Below are 17,454 nucleotides of genomic sequence, written 5' to 3'. Positions count from 1 at the left end.
AATAAAGAAAAAAGGACTAATGATGATGTCAGAATATCCCGAAGTAATTGTACGGACGGCTCTGTCGTTCAGCATTCTGTTTATCGGCGCCCGGATACTCGGTAAACAAACCATTTCACAGATGACGCTTTTTGATTTCATTGCGGCCATCTCGCTCGGCGCCATCACGGCAAATCTGTCGTTTAATACAAAGCTGCCGATTCATTATCATGTCATTGCCTACATTATTTTCGTGGCAATCATTTACCTTGTCGCATATCTTTCTATGAAAAACAGGGCCCTTAGGGGTTTCTTTGCAGGCAAAACCGACCATTATCATTCAAAACGGTAAAATACTTGAGCATAATATGAAAACGATGCGTTATACCATCGACTACTTGAACCAGCAGCTGCGTGTAAATGACGTATTTGACATTTCTCAGGTTCAGACTGCCATCATTGAAACAAACGGCAGCATGTCAGTGGAGGTCAAACCGGAATTTGCGCCCGTTACAAGAAAGGATCTCGGCATCTTTGCCGGACATGAAAAGAACTTTGCCGTTGAGCTGATTATGGACGGCCGGCTGGTGATGAATAATCTGGAAGAAAACCACGTATCGGAAAAATGGCTGAGAGAAGAATTGGACAAGAGAAACCTCAAACCGGAAGACGTCGTATACGCTGTGCGCGGAAGCAACGGCCGGCTTTTTGTCGACACTTACGACGACCATATTACATCGCCGCTGGATCAAGAATAAAAATGACATCCGCACATGTCACGGGCTGCCGCCGTATAATACCCTATAAACATTCGGGGGTGAGTCCAATGCACGAGAATTTTTTTCATTATACAGCCATCTGCAGTGACGATTCTGTGCTTATAAAGGATCTGGTAAAATCCATAAACGGTGAATACAGCGCTGTGATTTGCTACTCAATATTAGCCGAAAAAGCGCCGACCGCAGAAATCAGAAGACGAATCGAACATATCAGAGAGGAAGAAGTGCGCCACCTGCACGCTTTCTCTTCATTGTATACGTCAATTACCGGAAAACAGTTGACGCCGAAACAGACGGAGCATTGTCCGCACACATACAGAGAAGGACTGAGGGCGGCGTTTTATGATGAGCAGAAAACGAATGATTTTTATTTGCAGGCATCCGATAGAGCGGTGCATCCGGAAGCGAAGCGGTTATTTGCCCGCACGGCATTTGACGAGCAGCGTCATGCCGTCTGGTTTTTATACGATATGGCCCACTCTCCTTTCCACCATACAGGGGGAACGGTATCAAACGCGCCGAACACAAGCTACACCGAGGTAAATAACGGCAAATAACGGTTCAGGCAGATCACGCTCCCCCGCCGGGAGTCTTCAGACCGCTGACAAACCCCGTTCTTTCAACATGAGAGAATGGGGTTTACTTTTCGAGCAGTTTTATACTCCCTCTAAACAATGGATACCTTCTTCATTGTATAATCAGCAAAAACCCTTTATAATAAAATAAACCAACTGGTCGGTTTTTAAGGGGCCGAACCTCATTTGGCGGAAAGGATCTGTGTGAAGTGACAAATACAAAAGGCGGTGCCGGAAAGAGCGAAAAGACGAAGAACAGGCTCGTATCCGCTTCGCGTGACTTATTTGCAAAAAAAGGATATTCAGAAACATCGATTCGGGATATTTTAGAGGCGGCCGAAATCAGTAAAGGCAATCTATATCACCATTTTAAAGGAAAAGAGTTTCTGTTTCTTCATATCATGGAAGAGGATCACCGCGTGATGATCGAGACGTGGAGGGAAATGGAAGCTGATCTGAAAGATGCTGCCGAAAAGCTGGCGGGCTTTGCGGAGCTGCTCAGCCGGATGAGCATCAATTACCCGCTTATGAGAGCAAGTGAAGAGTTTTATGCGAGTGCGTTTACGTCAGAGGAGGTCGTAAAACGGCTCAACAAAATTGATATTGAATATGACGATGTGATGAGAGAGATCTTAGAAGAGGGAAATCAAGACGGCAGCTGGTCCATTCATCATGTCGAATCAAAAGTGAAAATCCTGCTATCCGTCTTCTACGGTTTAGATGTGTTATATAAAAACGATACCATTCAGCAAAGAATCGAATTGCAAAAAGAAGCCATCTCCGTGTTTATTCACGGGTCGATCAGCGCTGATAAACAGAATGACAGCTGACAAAGGAGAAACAACATGCAAAAACCGATCAGAGAACAAAAGGCTGTACTCATCATCTTATTAAGCAATATATTTATTGCGTTTTTAGGCATCGGATTGATCATTCCCGTTATGCCGCTGTTTATGAATGTGATGCACTTGACGGGCAGCACAATGGGATACCTTGTCGCTGCCTTCGCCGTTGCGCAATTAATTGCATCCCCCATTGCGGGGAGATGGGTTGACCGCTTCGGCAGAAAAATCATGATTCTCGCCGGACTGTTTTTGTTCGCATTATCCGAACTGACCTTCGGATTGGGCACACATGTCTCCATTTTATATTTCGCAAGGGTGCTGGGGGGCATCAGTGCCGCTTTTATCATGCCCGCTGTTACAGCGTATGTCGCAGATATTACGACGGTGCAGGAAAGATCGAAGGCGATGGGCTATGTATCTGCCGCCATCAGCACAGGGTTTATCATCGGGCCCGGCATAGGAGGATTTATTGCCGATCACGGCGTTCGTATGCCGTTTTTCTTTGCGGCGGGAATTGCATTTATCGCAGTGATTTCCTCTGTCTTTATGCTGAAAGAGCCGTTAACTAAAGAAGAACGCGCAAAGCAGATGGAAAGCGTCAAAGAATCAACTTTCTTAAAAGATTTGAAAAAGTCGATTCATCCAAACTACTTGATTGCCTTTATCATCGTTTTTGTTTTGGCATTCGGACTGTCGGCGTACGAAACGGTATTCAGCTTATTTACAAACCATAAATTCGGCTTCACGCCAAAGGATATCGCCATTATTATTACGTTCAGCTCCATCGTGGCGGTCCTCATTCAAGTACTCGCGTTCGGCAGACTTGTCAACTTCCTCGGGGAGAAAAAAGTCATTCAGCTTTGTCTGATCATCGGCGCTGTGCTGGCTTTCGTTTCTACGGTGATGTCAGGATTTTTGCCCGTGCTCGCTGTCACCTGCATCATTTTCCTTGCGTTTGATTTACTGCGCCCGGCACTGACTACTTATTTATCGAAAATCGCAGGAAATCAGCAGGGGTTTGTTGCCGGTATGAACTCAACATACACGAGTTTGGGCACCATTTTCGGCCCGGCTCTGGGCGGTATTTTATTTGATATGAATATTCACTTCCCGTTTCTGTTCGCAGGTGTGGTTTTATTTCTCGGTCTGGGATTGACCTTTGTGTGGAAAGGAAAAGCGGGCGAGGTTTCGGAGTAGGGTGCACTCACCCATCTCCGGAGCTTTTTTTGCGTTTGCGATAAGAAAAATGAATGGATTATGAGAAATAATTCATTATTTATTTATCTCAAAATCTATACTATAGTAATAGTAAGGTTAACGAGCTTAACAATTTAATATGAATGTTTCAGGAAGAAGGGTTTTCATTGAAGAAAGACAAACATCTCCTTACGGATATCTGGTTTATTCTCATCAGTGCGGCAGGGGGGTTTCTTCTTTCGCTTACAGGGATGTCGATCGCCTGGATGCTCGGAACGCTGGCCACCGGCTGCATCCTCTCCATGACGAGGCCCCGCTGGCTGTTCATGGCGCCTGACAGAAGAGGGATTCACCGCAGATGGCTTGCCGCGGGACAAATGATCCTCGGCATCGAACTCGGCCAGAAACTGAACCTGTCCGTTCTGTCGGTTTTACGGGAGCATTGGCTTCCGGTAGGCTTCATGCTGATTTTTTCTATCGTGATGGCGCTTGTTTCCGGATATGTGCTCTTTCGGTTCAGCCGGACGGACATGATGACAAGCTTTGTAGGCACGGCGCCGGGCGGTTTATCTGCCATGCCGGGTATCGCCCAGGAAGTCGGCGCAAACACCGCGATTGTAAGCCTTATTCAGCTGACGCGCGTCCTTTTGGTCGTCATGACAATACCGTTTCTCGTCATTTTCTTATTTACCAAACAAAACGGTGCAGCTCAGACATCAGCCGGAGCCGTTTCAGCAGGAGCTTCACATCCGGGCCTTACTCCCGTCTTGTTAACGGCCGGATTTATTTTGGCTGCCTGGCTTGCAAGCAAAGGCGCAAAACGGCTGAAATTTCCCGCCCCTTGGCTGCTCGGCAGCATGATCGGCGTTGCTGCTGCGGAAATCGGCGTGTCCGCCTTAGCGGGCAAAGACATGCTGGCCTGGTGGCCGCCGGAAGCGAACCAGCTGTCACAAATTTTTCTCGGCGCCACAATCGGATCAAAAATGTACAAAAGCATGTTCACCGGCGTGACGAGAGTGCTGACCGTCGGATTTATTTCTTCCGTCGGATTAATCGCCGCCATGATTCTGAGCGCGATTGCGGTTTCTAAATTAACGGGCATCTCCATGATTACATCTGTTCTCGCCTTTTCTCCCGGCGGGATCGCCGAGATGGCGGCGACTTCGATCACCCTGCACGAAGACTCGACTTTCGTCGTCGCGGTTCAGGTCATCCGGATCGTTCTCGTCATCGCCATGCTTCCGCCCTTCTATCGGCTGCTGCACCACCTTTCTCAGCTGAAACGGGCACACGGTGAAAGAGGCCGGGCAGAAAGAGGAACATGATCCGAATAAAAAAACACGCATCCATATGCGTGTTTTTTATTTGAACAGCTCTCCGCCGCCATTTACAGACCGCCAGTTTGCTGAAAGATCACGGAACAGCCGTTCAGCAAATAACAGTTCTTCATCTGTATAGCGGTCTAAAAACGCCAAGAGCCGCTTTTTTATCAATTCATGATATTCATGATGAAGAGAATGCAGCTCTTTCCCGGCAGGAGTCAGCCGGAAATAGACTTCTTTTTTATTGTCGCTCAGCCGGGTCCTGCGCAGAAAGCCGGCTTCCAAAAACTTCGCGCAGCTTCTCGACACGGTCGGCTTTGTCGTCTTCATTTTTTCCGCTATTGACGTGACATTGATCGGTTCATGATCTCCGATACACGACAAAATGTGAATTTCCGTCAAAGTCAACTGTAATTTTTTTCCGTTTCCTTCACGGAGTTCGTCCATCCGTCCGGCCAACGACGCCCTGATGTCCTCCTGACACCTCTCCTGCTCGTGAAAAATATCTGTCAGCCCTTCAAGAATCATGTGTTTTGCATGGTCTGGCTGTCTTCTGTCCAACTGCTGAATCACCCTTCCGTATTGATTGTTTCTTTTACTATAACGTTTTGTTACACAAGAAACAATCACACAGGCGCATAAAAGGGTATCAGATGAATCCCCATCTCTCCAAACCGGCCAGAACAGCTTCTTCCGCTTCACGTCCCGAGCCGCCGGCTGCCCATGCCGCGTGGCCGTCCGGCCGGATGAAAACGGCGTGGACGTCATCCCAATCGGCACGTGTTTCAGCAAGCTCCGCCCTGACAGCTGCCACGCTGTCCGTATCAATACCGGCGGGAAGGCTCCCTCTTAATGACAAAAGCACAAAGGCGCCCTTATGAAGAAAATCATACAGCCGGGCCGGCCGCCCGTCATGAAGGGTCAATTCGATATCCGGCAGGCGTTTTCCGTTCAGGATATGCGGCGGCAGCTCCGCATCCGGTTCATAATGCAGATCAAGCGCGGATACTTTTCCCGCCAATAAACGGTTGGACTCCTGAAAATCCAGCAAAGCGGTCATCGTTTCTCTTAATGCCATCCCCGACTCGGTAAAATCCATGAGCTTTATCTGGGTTCTTATATTGTGCAACACTTCTTTTCCTGTGCTGTGCCTTTCCTGATGATAGCTGTCCAGAAGATAAGGCGCCGCTTTCCCCTTCATTTGCGCCGCCAGCTTCCAGCCGAGGTTGAAGGCATCCTGAAGCCCCGTGTTCAGCCCTTGGCCGCCTGCGGGAAAATGAATGTGCGCCGCATCCCCGGCCACAAAAACCCGGCCGGAGCGGTACTGCTCAGCCTGACGCTCGGCATTGCCGAACCGCGACATCCATACCGGATCACTCAATCCGAAATCAGTGCCGCATATCCGCCGCAGGTCTTCTTTCAGCTCATTTTCAGTGACCGGCTCTTCCTTCCGCTTTTGCGGAGCGTGCGGAGAAACGATGAGGATGCGGAAAAGTCCGTCCGTAAGAGGGACAATCACAACCGATCCCTCCAGGCGGCACGTTGACAAAAAGGAAGATTCGGGCGGATGTTTCAAAGCGGCATCACAGAGGGTTCCTGTTAAGTCGGCATCAGTGCCCGAAAAAGCGATGCCCGCCTGTTTCCTGACAATGCTCCCCGCTCCGTCTGTACCCGCGGCATATAAACTGTGAAGAGTGCGGATCCCGCTTTCGTCCCGGAACACCGTCTCCACTCCGTCATCCGTCTGGGTGACAGCCACCGCTTCCGCCCCGCGGATGATGTCTGCGCCGAGACTTGATGCATACTCCTCCAAAATCCGCTCCGTTTCTGCCTGAGGCAGCATTAACGAATAATTCTGCTTCGTATCCAGCCGAGAAAAATCCAGCCGTGTATCCAGCATGGAAAAATGGCCGGAAGACACCTTCGTCCCTTTTTCCAAAAAGCGTTCCAATATGCCTCTCATGGCAAAAAGCTCAAGTGTGCGCGGATGCATGATAAGCGCTTTGGAATATGGCACCGTCTTCTTCAATCGTTCAATAACAGTCGTTTTCACTCCGGCCAGCGCCAGTTCTGATGCAAGCATAAGCCCGACCGGACCTCCCCCGATAATGGCAGCCTGTGTTTTCATCTCATCAGCCCTCTTTCATATTTTTTGTTACACACGTAACAAAATAACCAAAAAATAAAACGCCTTCTTTTTTGTTTCACACGTAACAATTTTCATTATAGTCTTTCCTCTGCTTTTTTACAATCATTTCCGAAAAAAAAGACGCCGTTTACCTGGCGTCTGATTCACTGATGACTCCGACAATGTCTTTATCCTTAATCGGACCGAAATGACGGCTGTCGAGGCTGTATATGCGGTTGTCGCCAATAACAAAGTATTGTCCCTTCGGTATGCTTTTGCGCCCGGTCGTTTCCTTCAGCGTATAATCACCGGTCACATGGCTCCCGGCGGACAATGATGACTTTAACGGTTTTAAAAACGGTTCCGCCACCCGTTTTCCATTCACATACAGCTGATCCTCCCTGTATGCGATTGACTCGCCGGGGAGCCCGATGACACGTTTGATCAGCACTTTGCGGTGCGGGCCTTTGAACAGGACAATATCGAAACGGCGGATCGTTTTGTAACGATGGGAAAACTTGTTGACCATCAGCTCATTTCCTTGTTTAAAGGTCGGATTCATGCTGATTCCTTCGACTTTATAATCAATAAAAATGGCATTCTTTAATTGTATGGCCAAAACAACGATAAGCACGCCGGCTATAAACCAAAATCGTTTTTTCAAGATTCCTGTCTCCCTCCGTCTTTCTCATGCTGACTGATTCTCATCTGTAAACGCCGTTCGATATGCTTCCCGGCATACCACAGCACCGCGATCACCATTATGGCGCCCGCCATCCTGAAAGGCTGTGTCATGAGTGCGTGAAGATCATATCCGATAAAGCTGATCATAAAAATCATGACCATTTTCCCCATAGCGGCTGCTGATATAAACTGCAGCGCCCCGACCCGTGACAGGCCGGCAACGATATGAACCGCAGCGGACGGCGTAAAGGGGAAGCAAAGCAAAATAAACAGCGGACCGAAACCGTGCCGCTCAACCCAGAGCATCATCCGCCTTATGGTCTGATGCCTGCGGATGAAACCGAAAGCTCTTTTCTGTCCGAAACGGCGGACGGCATAAAACATCAGCATCGATCCTGCCGCAGATCCGAGCCACGACAGAAAAAAACCTTCCCATAACCCAAATGCATTCGTATTCGCCACCACAAATACAACAAGCGGCAAAAACGGAAGAAACGCTTCAATAAAAGGCAGTGCAACCGCAGCCGCCGGGCCGAAAGCTCTATAGCTTTGGAACCATTCCGTCAGCTGTTCCTCAGTCAAATATGATAAAAATTGCTCCAACGTTTATACTCCTTAACGAGTTTGTCTATCCTTATTCTACACATTATCTCCAAAAAACGAAAATGTTTACGAGATTTTCCGACTTGAAATATCGTGTAAGCGAGTATAAAATAAGAACAAATGTTCTCTTTTTTAAGAAAGAAGGAGTATTTATGCCTGACATCCGGAGCGGCACCCGCGATCTCATCGAAAAAGGGCTGTTTCTGCCCATGGCGGCTGCCATCCTGAACCGGGACCTCGAAGCGCTTGATTCGTGCCCGTTCAAATTAAAACAACCCTATAAACAGCTTATCGGCTGCTCTTTAAAATTAGCACAAAAGGATTTGAGTGATGTTCGAAAAGAGTTAAGAAAGCGTAAAATTAAAATATACGAAGCGGAAAGAGACGAAGCATTTACGCTTTATATATGCACCATTAACGGCTATGAAGAAAAACACCGTTATTTCAACCCGAGAATAAGGGAACAGGTAACCGTCTTATTAGAATATTACCTGTCTCTTGCGACCATTTAAAAAGCAGCCGGGACTGCTTTTCCTTTTCAGTTGATAAATTTCAGACTATTCACACTATACATTCGACATGATTTTCTTTATAATCGGGACACGCTGTTTTCAATGAAAAGGAGGAATGTTATGAAACTGATTCATGTTCTCGCCGCCCTGCCCTTTTTCGGAATTCTCGCCGGCATTCCATTTGCCAACCGGGTGACGCCTTATGTTTTCGGAATGCCTTTCATTCTCGCGTATGTCGTCATCTGGGCGGTGCTGACTTCCGTTCTGATGGCCGCCGTTTACAAATTGGACAAAGAAAACAAGGCGGGTGAGGCGGAATGAACGCAGCATTTCCCGTAATGGCCGCCGTGCTCCTGTTTTGTGTGTATCTCGGAATCCGGGCCCGAAAAGGAAAACATATGGACCTTGAACAATGGACGGTGGGCGGACGCGGCTTCGGCACGATGTTTGTCTTTTTATTAATGGCGGGAGAAATATACACGACCTTTACATTCCTCGGCGGAAGCGGATGGGCTTACGGAAAAGGAGGCCCCGCCTTTTATATTATCGCGTACGGCTGCCTTGCCTACATTTTGTCATATTGGCTTCTGCCAGCCGTGTGGACTTACGCCAAACAACACAAACTGATGTCGCAATCAGATTTTTTTATTTCAAAATACAACAGCCCGCTCCTCGGCATTCTCGTATCGCTCGTCGGCATCGCATCCCTCATCCCCTATCTCGTCCTGCAGCTGAAAGGGCTCGGATTAATTGTTTCAGCAACGTCATACGGACAGATTCCGCCCTCAGCCGCTGTCTGGATCGGCGCTGTCTCCATCACGATTTATGTGATGATATCAGGAATCCACGGTTCAGCGTGGATATCAGTCGTTAAAGATATCATGATTTTAGGCATCGTCCTGTATTTAGGCATTTATCTGCCCATTCATTACTATGGCGGGTTTACGGAGATGTTCAAACAAATTGACGCCGCAAAACCCGGTTTTCTCACGCTGCCGGAAACCGGACAGAGCGTTTCCTGGTTCAGCTCAACGGTTTTGCTGACCGCCCTCGGCTTTTATATGTGGCCTCATACCTTTGCCGCTTCCTATTCGGCGGAGCATCCGCGGGTGTTTCGGAAAAACGCGATCATCATGCCTCTTTATCAGCTCGTCCTGCTGTTTGTCATCTTTACCGGATTTGCGGCGATTCTGCAGGTGCCCGGTTTAAAAGGGACGGACACGGATCTCGCCTTATTAAAGCTGTCTGTGAAAACCTTTGATCCCTGGTTTGTCGGACTGATCGGATCGGCGGGCATTCTGACGGCGCTTGTACCCGGTTCAATGATATTAATGGCCTCAAGCACGCTGTTCGCCAAAAATGTGTACAAAGCCATTCTGCCCGGCACGACTGACGACAAAGTCTCACGGCTCGCAAAATACGCCGTACCCGTCATCGCGCTGATATCCGTATATTTTACGCTGAAAGGCGGAAATACCATCGTCACCTTGCTTTTAATGGGCTACAGCCTTGTCACCCAGCTTTTCCCCGCCCTCTTATTCAGCCTGCCGAAGCGGCGTTTCATCACAAGCCACGGCGCTTTTGCCGGCATAACGGCCGGGGTCGGAACGGTGGCCTTCATTACGCTGACCGAATCAACCATCGGAACCCTCTTTCCGTTTCTTCCGCAGATCGTTAAAGATATGAATACAGGCATCATCGCACTGGTTCTGAACATTGCCGTCATGTTTGCAGTCAGCGCCGCAGTCAGAAAAAAACAAATCAGCGCAGCCGAAAAGGCGGCTTAAATGGTAAGATAGCGGTAAGATACACGAAAGGGGAAAAACGCATGATCATGACAACGACCGAAACTGTCGCCGGAAAACAGATTACGGAAGTGAAAGGCTTGGTGACAAGCAGTATCGTCCAGTCCCGTCACATCGGCAAAGACTTGCTTGCAGGCTTAAAATCTGTCGTCGGCGGTGAATTGAAAAGCTATACTGAAATGCTGGAAGACTCCAAAAAAGCGGTGAAAGAGCGGCTGATCAGAGAGGCGGAGCAGCTCGGAGCGAACGCCATCGTCGGCCTGAGGTTCGAACTGACCGCAGGACAGAACACATCCGAATTAATCGGATACGGAACCGCCGTCACCGCCGAATCCATTTAAAAAAACAAGCCTCTTTAAAGAGGCTTGTTTTTTTATTTCTCACATGCGATATAGTCTTTATCTCGGTCAAGTCTTTTATTTGCATTGTAAAGCGCTTTTGATACATACGGCTTGTACTTTGTTCTGCCGCCCTTGTTTTTCACTTTCGACGATTTGGCCACGCCGCCCTTATACACCTTGTTCAGCGCCTTGCAGTTTTGATACGTTTTTACCTTTGTTTTCGCTTCTGCCGTCTGCCCCGCTCCGTATGAACAACCGAACACAAGACCGAAAGACAAAAGCACAGCTGCCGTCTTTTTCATTTCTATCCTATCCCCTCTCCTAAGTTATGCGGTATTGCTGAACATATCATAATTCAAATAATATCCATTTACAAGAGAAATAGGAAGATAGTTTTAATTTATGTCCGCCCGTATATCTTTTATGGAATTTTTCCCAAAACCTTTTATAATATGAATTGATAGCGCGATCTGACTATGATGATAGGAGGAGAAATGATGATGAAAAAAGGGCTTTTTGCGGGTGTGCTCACTACAGCGGTTCTATTCGGCACATGTACGGCGGAAATTCCGGGGGTGATCAGCCCCAATACGGCGGAAGCGGCGTCCCAGCTCAGCAAAGGAATCGGCGGAAGGGCCTACCTGAATAGCACGGGTTCTGTACTCGTCACGAAAATTCAGCTTCCAAGCTCAATTCAGGTGTCAAATGGGACAGCCTATATTTACTCAGGATTTACCGGAGGCACAGAGGCTGATATCGGACTTCAGTACAGTGACACCTATCATGTATGGAAACCGATCATGAAAGTCGGTTCAAAGGGACAAGGCCAGGTCAAGTATCTGGAAGGAGAAAGCCAATTCACCTATACGAAAGGCTTCCGGCCCGGCAGCACCGTACAGCTGACCATCTACAAAAATCTGAACGGCAATACCCGCGCCACATACTGGGGCACGAATAATGACGGATACACCGGCCGCATCATCTCAGAACTCGCCCAAACAAATGTAGGCTCTGTCTCAAAATGGAAAGCGCTCGCCACCGTCGCGGTCACATCAGAGGATCAGCGCCCTTACATCAAATCAAACTTCTCAACAGCCTTTACGAACATCACGATTGACAATAAAGCAGTCACACCTGTGATTGATACACAGGATTTTGCCAAATTGACAGTGTCAGGCAGCAGCGTCAGCATGTCTGTCGTCAAATAAAGAATTCCGAACGCACGATTTCTGACATCGTGCGTTTCGTGAGGGTCTGCCGGATACGCAAATCCCTTATTTTTCGGATTACGTTTAATAAACAAACTCTGTTACATTCAAAATGTCGATTTCTATATAACAATTAGAGGAACCTCATTTGTTGAGGTTCCCCGTTATTCTCCAACTCACGCACCGGTTAACTTCACATACTGTCAGCCGGCTCAGGGCTGTCCAATTTTAGTTAGAATATAGCTTTAACAGGTCTTGTGCTGGAAAACGATCTGCATCGTTCGCCTCAACAAAATATGCCAACTGCCATTTTTGTGTTTCGATAGCTTGTTTGCTAGTGGGATTTTCCCATTCAGGGTAAACTCTAATTGCCATTTTTCCTTTTGTAGCGGCTGTTTTAAGGATATTTTGCTTTACAAGAACTTCTTTTGGAAAAACAAATTGTCCAAAATGATGATTACTGGCAAAAGTATTGATAACCAATAAATCAGCAGCTTTTTCATATGAAAAGGCTTGGTTTTTACCATCTCCATCTTTTTCCCAAAAAGCAACAAACTGTCCTATCTTGTTAGGCGTTATTTTTGCGACTCTGAATCGAACTGATTTTGAATGCAGTTGAAACCTACCGGCCCCATACTCTGAGTTTTGAGCTTCTTCTTGAATATCATGTATCGTTAAGTGATTTGGTTCATAAAAAATTTTATTTACATGTGTTAACGCCTTATAAAATTCATTCACTGCTTCGTACTCCTTATTTTTTATAGTACGTCATCCATTGCTTCTTGATTAAAATGGGCTGATCATGTGTTTCCAATAAAAAAACAGCCCTCCTCAGGGTTGTTTTTTTAACACTTCTTTCATTATTTCCGCCAAAATGCTGAGCAGTCCGCCTTATCCTGAATATTGAATTGAATCATGCGTTCAAGCAGCTCATAATCCACCGGTTCAGTCCATCGAATTCTGAACAAACGGGAAGTAGCGCTGTAGCCGGCACAGGCAATGTCGTCGGTAAAATGCGCAATTCCAGCTTCTTCGGGGGAAACACTTACATGATGCTTTGCTGCCGCAAAGCCGATTATAAAGGTGCCGTGATCGGTAAACATCGGCGTGTTCCACTTGATCTGCGCTTCTAAGGTCGGAAATTGGTCAGCCGTCCACGAGAGGATTTCCTCCATTCGCAGACGACGATCAGGGCTGTCGATACTTGATAAACAGTCTTTGAAAACGTCCATGTCTGCCTCCTTCAACATCACGTCCGCTAGCGCCAAAACCCCGGATTTTCAGCTTTTTCCTTGATGTTAAATTCGATGATCTTCTTAAGCAGATCATAGTGCACCGGATCAGTCCATCGAATTCGGAACAGGCGCGAAGAAGCGCTGTACCCGGCTTGAGCGATGTCATCGGCAAAATGCTCCATCGTCTCTTTTTCAGGTAAAATGCTCAAATGATTTTTTGCCGCGGCAAACATAATGATATAGGTGCCGTGATCGGTAAATGTCGGTTTGTTCCACTTGATCTGCGCTTCTAAGTTCGGAAATTGGCCAGCCGTCCACGACAAAATTTCCTCTGCTTTGAGACGGTGATCCGGGTTGTCGATTCCTGATACATATTTTGCAAACACATCCATGCCGATCTCTCCTAAAATGAAATATCATTACTCTTTACATCATCATAGCCAACAGACGGACACGATACAACTCTGCCCGGGCATGTAAATCAAAAAAAGCCCTCCCCAAAGGAGAGGACCCGTCCCTTCACATCACAGCTTTCTCTAATATCTCTCCCCCAGCTCCCGCAAAATAAAGTCGTAGATCATTCTTGTCCGCTCTTCTTTCGGATACAGCATGAATTCCTGCCGCTTCGGGACATGACTGCCCATCCTGTCCTGAAAAGTGGTTCTGAGATAGGCGGTTCTGTAAACCTGATTTTCAAAAGAATGATAGGATACTTCCAGTTCCATCGTTTTGCCGTTTGAGAATGTGACCGCTGTGTCATCAAATGCCGTCGGTTGAAAATCTTTAACGTGCACATGAGATATCCAGCCGCATTGAGGCCTTGCAGAAGAAAGTGTAGGGAATAAAAAGATGTGATTTGAAGGGTCCACCATAATCGGCGGCTTGTGAGAAATTTTAATCGCTTCATATGTTCCCGCTTTTCTCCCGGCATAGCTGGAGCCAAAGTAGCGGCAGCTTCTGTCGATGATGTGAATCGGCTTCATGCTGACATACAGAATGCAGTCTTTTTCAATGACCTTCGACCCCATTTTACCGTCTATTTCCTCAGGCAAAACAGCGATGGTTGAACGATTTACTTCGTAGCTTTCTAAGGGTGCGTGTGTTTTCTGGCACATAATGTGCAGCCTCCAATCCTTTTCTTGAAAATTTATACTAATAATCTATCATCTGTCATTGGAAAACGACAGGTTTTTTTTGAATATAGCTAAAAATCACCTTTTAAAGATGTAATTTAGTCTTAAATTACTATTTAAATATTGTTTTTCTTTTTCGTTTCACCTCATTTATACGATGATCATTTTCGTTTTTTCGTCAATTTGCAGGATATGTCGATATATTTCCAAGTATTAGTTGTCTAAAGATTATAAAAATTAATTGATTTTTCCGGCCGTTATCCATATACTATAAAAAAGGCATTGGGGGGATTCTTTATGAAAGAGAAAAAGTCGTACACTGAGCTCATGAAGTCCCGCAACACGCAAATAGCAAACGAATTCGATGTGACAATGGCCGATATTTACATTCAAATGGTGCTTGATGAATCCTTGTATAAACGCCGGCTCGCCATGCTGACCATGCAGATTAATAAGGCGCTTGATGATAAAAATAAAGAAGCGTTCCTCACGCTTTCAAAAGAATATGCAGCACTCAAACAGAGTGAATAAGCCAATCCATATGGATTGGCTTTTTTTACATTATCCGTTTACGATGGTGCCGCCGTTCACATGAATCGTCTGTCCCGTGACATAGGAAGAATCATCGCTTGCTAAGTACAAATAGCTCGGCGCCACTTCAACAGGCTCTCCCGGGCGCTGCATCGGCACGTCTGAGCCGAAGACTTCCACTTCCTTCGCCGAGAAGCTCGCCGGGATCAGCGGCGTCCAGATCGGCCCCGGCGCCACTGCGTTTACCCTGATGCCCTGAGTGACAAGAGATTGGGAAAGAGATCTTGTAAACGTGACGATCGCCCCTTTTGTCGCTGAATAGTCAATCAATGTTTTGTGGCCTTTATAGGCGGTAATGGAGGCCGTATTAATGATTGAACTTCCTTTTTTCAGGTGGGGGAGCGCGGCTTTCGTTAAGTAAAACATTGAAAAAATATTCGTCTGAAACGTTCTGATGAGCTGGTGGCTCGTGATTTTCTCAATCCCCGGCTGCACGTGCTGCTCACCTGCGTTGTTGACCAGGATGTCAATGGAAGGAAAGGCTTGGCCCGCCTGGCGGATGACATCGTTGCAAAAGGCTTCGTCGCCGACATCCCCTGCGATCAGCAGACACTTCGCCCCCTCTTTTTCTACGTATTGCTTCGTCTCTTCGGCATCCTGATGCTCATCAAAGTAAACGATGACCACATTAGCGCCTTCCTTCGCGAATAAAACGGATACGGCGCGGCCGATCCCGCTGTCTCCGCCCGTGATGATCGCCGTTTTCCCTTCAAGTTTTTTCGCCGCTTTCGGTTTGTCAAAAACGGGACGCGGGTCCATTACATATTCAAAGCCCGGCTGCCGGTTTTGATGCTGCGGCGGCAAGGTTTTCTTCTTCTGGTTAGCCATTTTGATCACTCCTTTACATTAATTACTATATTATGAGTAATTTGAGCATCTTATACGAATTTCATGTATGAACAGAGTCTTATTGGAAAAATTAAGAATATACAACAGAGGAGGTAAATCTGAATTGACTACTTTTTCAAACGAAGAACCGGCTTCCTATTGGAAAGCAACAGCTGACATTCCTTCCTTTCCCGCCCTCACTGAAGATACGGAATGTGACGTTGCGGTTATCGGCGGAGGAATTACGGGCCTGACAACGGCATACGAACTGACGAAAAGAGGTTTCCGTGTCGCTGTCATTGAAGCAGACCGGATTTTAAACGGAACGACCGCGGGCACGACCGCAAAAATCACCGCCCAGCATGATTTCATCTATGCCGATCTTATTCAGCAGATCGGCCTGACCAGCGCAAGGCTGTATTTCGAAGCCCATCTCCGCGCCATGGAAGACATGAAGCAGATCATCAAGGACCTTTCGATTGACTGCAGACTGATTGAACAAGACGCATATCTTTACACCAATACAGAATCAGGCGTCAAAAAAATCCGCAGTGAGCAGGAAGCTTATACCAAGCTCGGTATTGAACACGAGCTTGTGAAAGAACTTCCCGTCCCCGTTGATTGCAGGCTCGGTCTCGCCATGAAGAATCAGGCGCAATTCCATCCGCTTTTATATGGCGCGGCGCTCGTCAAAGAGATCGTTAAAAACGGGGCGCGGATTTTTGAACAGACGGCTGCGATCGACATAAAAAAAGAACCGCAGCCGGAAGTGGTCACGAAAAACAGACACGGCATCAAGTGCAGCTATATTGTCTGCTCTTCCCACTTTCCTTTTTATGACGGAGGCGGGCTTTACGCCGCCAGAATGTATGCCAGCAGATCCTACGTACTCGCGGTAAAACCGAAACAAGCGTATCCGGACGGGATGTATCTCAGCATAGACAAGCCGTCCAGATCACTGCGATACACCGATTTGAACGGTGAAAAACTGGTGCTTGTCGGCGGCGAAAGCCACAAAACAGGCCAGGGAAAAGAAATGTCCGAGCATTACGAAGCGCTGAAACAATTTGCGGAAGACACAATCGGGGTTGAAAGCATCCCATATCATTGGTCTGCACAAGACCTTGTCACCATTGACAAAATTCCGTTCATCGGTCCCATCTCAGGAGATGAAGAACATATTTTGGCGGCGACCGGTTTTAAAAAATGGGGCATGACAAGCTCAGCGCTCGCCGCGAAGCTTTTTGCTGATCATATTCAAAACAAAAAGAACCCGTTTTCCGGCCTGTTTATTCCGTCACGCTTCCACGCAGATCCGGGACTGAAAAAACTGATTTCCTATAATGCCGACGTGGCCAAACACCTTATCTCGGGCAAACTTGAGAGGCCGGACGCTTCACCTGAGACTCTTCGGCCCGGGGAGGGAAAAATCGTAACGGTAAACGGCAAACGGGCCGGCGCCTATAAAGATGAAAAAGGCTGTCTGCATCTTGTCGATACGACATGCACCCATTTGGGCTGTGAGGTCGAATGGAATGACGGCGAACGGACGTGGGACTGTCCTTGTCACGGGTCCCGGTTCACACCTGACGGCGGGGTTGCCGAAGGTCCCGCCATCAAGCCGCTGAAGCGCCTCAGCCAAGATTAACTAAACCATTCTGTACGAATGGTTTTATTTTTTTCGCATTA

General features: G+C 47.3%; 21 protein-coding genes and 1 pseudogene. 12 read left to right on the top strand and 10 right to left on the bottom strand.

Going from position 1 to position 17,454, the window contains the following annotated elements; genetic code table 11:
* Positions 1-22: 22 nt before the first annotated feature.
* The 5 genes and pseudogenes from NYE68_RS06135 to NYE68_RS06115 all read left to right on the top strand — a co-directional run bounded on the left by NYE68_RS06135 (position 23) and on the right by NYE68_RS06115 (position 4,700).
* A pseudogene (locus NYE68_RS06135) lies at positions 23-737 on the top strand (DUF421 domain-containing protein).
* Between the two features lie 68 nt (positions 738-805).
* The gene (locus NYE68_RS06130) at positions 806-1,315 is read left to right on the top strand and encodes a ferritin-like domain-containing protein (RefSeq protein WP_015417176.1); all 510 of its coding nucleotides are present in this window, start codon (positions 806-808) and stop codon (positions 1,313-1,315) included.
* A 227-nt stretch (positions 1,316-1,542) separates the two neighbouring features.
* Complete coding sequence (locus NYE68_RS06125) at positions 1,543-2,163, top strand: TetR/AcrR family transcriptional regulator (RefSeq protein WP_012117247.1); 621 nt, start codon at positions 1,543-1,545, stop codon at positions 2,161-2,163.
* Between the two features lie 15 nt (positions 2,164-2,178).
* Complete coding sequence (locus NYE68_RS06120; RefSeq protein WP_012117246.1) at positions 2,179-3,375, top strand: MFS transporter; 1,197 nt, start codon at positions 2,179-2,181, stop codon at positions 3,373-3,375.
* Between the two features lie 167 nt (positions 3,376-3,542).
* Positions 3,543-4,700: an AbrB family transcriptional regulator gene (locus tag NYE68_RS06115; RefSeq protein WP_324635954.1), complete on the top strand. Its 1,158-nt coding sequence runs from the start codon at positions 3,543-3,545 to the stop codon at positions 4,698-4,700.
* A gap of 36 nt (positions 4,701-4,736) precedes the next feature.
* Here the strand turns inward: NYE68_RS06115 and NYE68_RS06110 are convergent, their stop codons facing one another.
* The 4 genes from NYE68_RS06110 to NYE68_RS06095 form a co-directional block, all read right to left on the bottom strand.
* Positions 4,737-5,258, bottom strand: coding sequence for a MarR family transcriptional regulator (locus NYE68_RS06110; protein ID WP_033574497.1), 522 nt, complete (start codon positions 5,256-5,258; stop codon positions 4,737-4,739).
* Between the two features lie 88 nt (positions 5,259-5,346).
* The gene (locus tag NYE68_RS06105; protein ID WP_033574496.1) at positions 5,347-6,825 is read right to left on the bottom strand and encodes a monooxygenase; all 1,479 of its coding nucleotides are present in this window, start codon (positions 6,823-6,825) and stop codon (positions 5,347-5,349) included.
* A 148-nt stretch (positions 6,826-6,973) separates the two neighbouring features.
* Positions 6,974-7,489, bottom strand: coding sequence for a signal peptidase I (gene lepB, locus NYE68_RS06100; protein WP_015417172.1), 516 nt, complete (start codon positions 7,487-7,489; stop codon positions 6,974-6,976).
* A complete protein-coding gene (locus tag NYE68_RS06095; RefSeq protein ID WP_031378467.1) occupies positions 7,486-8,112 on the bottom strand; it encodes a TVP38/TMEM64 family protein in 627 nt (208 codons plus the stop codon). Before NYE68_RS06095 ends, lepB begins: the two co-directional genes overlap by 4 nt.
* Positions 8,113-8,264: 152 nt before the next feature.
* Here NYE68_RS06095 and NYE68_RS06090 point away from each other — a divergent pair, with 152 nt between their 5' ends.
* The 4 genes from NYE68_RS06090 to NYE68_RS06075 all read left to right on the top strand — a co-directional run bounded on the left by NYE68_RS06090 (position 8,265) and on the right by NYE68_RS06075 (position 10,770).
* Positions 8,265-8,624 (top strand): hypothetical protein, encoded by a 360-nt coding sequence (locus NYE68_RS06090; RefSeq protein ID WP_040238315.1) that lies wholly within the window; start codon positions 8,265-8,267, stop codon positions 8,622-8,624.
* A gap of 120 nt (positions 8,625-8,744) precedes the next feature.
* Positions 8,745-8,945, top strand: a complete 201-nt coding sequence (locus NYE68_RS06085; RefSeq protein ID WP_007409181.1) for a DUF3311 domain-containing protein — start codon at positions 8,745-8,747, stop codon at positions 8,943-8,945.
* Positions 8,942-10,411: a sodium:solute symporter gene (locus NYE68_RS06080; RefSeq protein ID WP_324635955.1), complete on the top strand. Its 1,470-nt coding sequence runs from the start codon at positions 8,942-8,944 to the stop codon at positions 10,409-10,411. Before NYE68_RS06085 ends, NYE68_RS06080 begins: the two co-directional genes overlap by 4 nt.
* Positions 10,412-10,452: 41 nt before the next feature.
* A complete protein-coding gene (locus NYE68_RS06075) occupies positions 10,453-10,770 on the top strand; it encodes a YbjQ family protein (protein WP_003155166.1) in 318 nt (105 codons plus the stop codon).
* A 32-nt stretch (positions 10,771-10,802) separates the two neighbouring features.
* On the opposite strand, the gene NYE68_RS06070 is transcribed toward NYE68_RS06075, so the two are convergent.
* Positions 10,803-11,072, bottom strand: a complete 270-nt coding sequence (locus tag NYE68_RS06070) for an excalibur calcium-binding domain-containing protein (RefSeq protein ID WP_003155168.1) — start codon at positions 11,070-11,072, stop codon at positions 10,803-10,805.
* A 195-nt stretch (positions 11,073-11,267) separates the two neighbouring features.
* Between NYE68_RS06070 and NYE68_RS06065 the strand changes: the two genes are divergently transcribed.
* Positions 11,268-11,978, top strand: a complete 711-nt coding sequence (locus NYE68_RS06065; protein ID WP_032866163.1) for a YrpD family protein — start codon at positions 11,268-11,270, stop codon at positions 11,976-11,978.
* A 228-nt stretch (positions 11,979-12,206) separates the two neighbouring features.
* Here NYE68_RS06065 and NYE68_RS06060 read toward each other — a convergent pair whose 3' ends face one another.
* The 4 genes from NYE68_RS06060 to NYE68_RS06045 form a co-directional block, all read right to left on the bottom strand.
* Positions 12,207-12,716: a mep operon protein MepB gene (locus NYE68_RS06060; protein ID WP_015417169.1), complete on the bottom strand. Its 510-nt coding sequence runs from the start codon at positions 12,714-12,716 to the stop codon at positions 12,207-12,209.
* A 122-nt stretch (positions 12,717-12,838) separates the two neighbouring features.
* A complete protein-coding gene (locus NYE68_RS06055; RefSeq protein WP_324635956.1) occupies positions 12,839-13,210 on the bottom strand; it encodes an iron chaperone in 372 nt (123 codons plus the stop codon).
* A gap of 26 nt (positions 13,211-13,236) precedes the next feature.
* A complete protein-coding gene (locus NYE68_RS06050; RefSeq protein WP_012117235.1) occupies positions 13,237-13,605 on the bottom strand; it encodes an iron chaperone in 369 nt (122 codons plus the stop codon).
* 144 nt (positions 13,606-13,749) lie between these two features.
* Positions 13,750-14,328 (bottom strand): competence protein ComK, encoded by a 579-nt coding sequence (locus NYE68_RS06045; protein WP_012117234.1) that lies wholly within the window; start codon positions 14,326-14,328, stop codon positions 13,750-13,752.
* A 315-nt stretch (positions 14,329-14,643) separates the two neighbouring features.
* Here NYE68_RS06045 and NYE68_RS06040 point away from each other — a divergent pair, with 315 nt between their 5' ends.
* Entirely contained in the window at positions 14,644-14,877 is a 234-nt protein-coding gene (locus tag NYE68_RS06040) for an IDEAL domain-containing protein (RefSeq protein WP_012117233.1), read from the top strand.
* A 30-nt stretch (positions 14,878-14,907) separates the two neighbouring features.
* Here NYE68_RS06040 and NYE68_RS06035 read toward each other — a convergent pair whose 3' ends face one another.
* Positions 14,908-15,765: an SDR family oxidoreductase gene (locus NYE68_RS06035; RefSeq protein ID WP_007610477.1), complete on the bottom strand. Its 858-nt coding sequence runs from the start codon at positions 15,763-15,765 to the stop codon at positions 14,908-14,910.
* A gap of 124 nt (positions 15,766-15,889) precedes the next feature.
* Between NYE68_RS06035 and NYE68_RS06030 the strand changes: the two genes are divergently transcribed.
* Complete coding sequence (locus NYE68_RS06030) at positions 15,890-17,413, top strand: FAD-dependent oxidoreductase (RefSeq protein ID WP_015417167.1); 1,524 nt, start codon at positions 15,890-15,892, stop codon at positions 17,411-17,413.
* The last annotated feature ends 41 nt before the right edge of the window (positions 17,414-17,454 follow it).

The organism is Bacillus sp. FSL R5-0447, from assembly GCF_038606125.1.
Taxonomy (GTDB): domain Bacteria; phylum Bacillota; class Bacilli; order Bacillales; family Bacillaceae; genus Bacillus; species Bacillus velezensis.
This window is presented reverse-complemented; position numbering and strand designations above follow the sequence as displayed.

Excerpts from the sequence above, each read along its gene's own strand:
- NYE68_RS06090 (WP_040238315.1), top strand. The coding sequence starts at position 8,265 with ATGCCTGACATCCGGAGCGGCACCCGCGATCTCATCGAAAAAGGGCTG.
- NYE68_RS06040 (WP_012117233.1), top strand. The coding sequence starts at position 14,644 with ATGAAAGAGAAAAAGTCGTACACTGAGCTCATGAAGTCCCGCAACACG.
- NYE68_RS06045 (WP_012117234.1), bottom strand. The coding sequence starts at position 14,328 with ATGTGCCAGAAAACACACGCACCCTTAGAAAGCTACGAAGTAAATCGT.
- NYE68_RS06080 (WP_324635955.1), top strand. The coding sequence starts at position 8,942 with ATGAACGCAGCATTTCCCGTAATGGCCGCCGTGCTCCTGTTTTGTGTG.
- NYE68_RS06120 (WP_012117246.1), top strand. The coding sequence starts at position 2,179 with ATGCAAAAACCGATCAGAGAACAAAAGGCTGTACTCATCATCTTATTA.
- NYE68_RS06055 (WP_324635956.1), bottom strand. The coding sequence starts at position 13,210 with ATGGACGTTTTCAAAGACTGTTTATCAAGTATCGACAGCCCTGATCGT.
- NYE68_RS06035 (WP_007610477.1), bottom strand. The coding sequence starts at position 15,765 with ATGGCTAACCAGAAGAAGAAAACCTTGCCGCCGCAGCATCAAAACCGG.
- NYE68_RS06105 (WP_033574496.1), bottom strand. The coding sequence starts at position 6,825 with ATGAAAACACAGGCTGCCATTATCGGGGGAGGTCCGGTCGGGCTTATG.
- NYE68_RS06130 (WP_015417176.1), top strand. The coding sequence starts at position 806 with ATGCACGAGAATTTTTTTCATTATACAGCCATCTGCAGTGACGATTCT.
- NYE68_RS06075 (WP_003155166.1), top strand. The coding sequence starts at position 10,453 with ATGATCATGACAACGACCGAAACTGTCGCCGGAAAACAGATTACGGAA.
- NYE68_RS06065 (WP_032866163.1), top strand. The coding sequence starts at position 11,268 with ATGATGAAAAAAGGGCTTTTTGCGGGTGTGCTCACTACAGCGGTTCTA.
- NYE68_RS06050 (WP_012117235.1), bottom strand. The coding sequence starts at position 13,605 with ATGGATGTGTTTGCAAAATATGTATCAGGAATCGACAACCCGGATCAC.
- NYE68_RS06070 (WP_003155168.1), bottom strand. The coding sequence starts at position 11,072 with ATGAAAAAGACGGCAGCTGTGCTTTTGTCTTTCGGTCTTGTGTTCGGT.
- NYE68_RS06085 (WP_007409181.1), top strand. The coding sequence starts at position 8,745 with ATGAAACTGATTCATGTTCTCGCCGCCCTGCCCTTTTTCGGAATTCTC.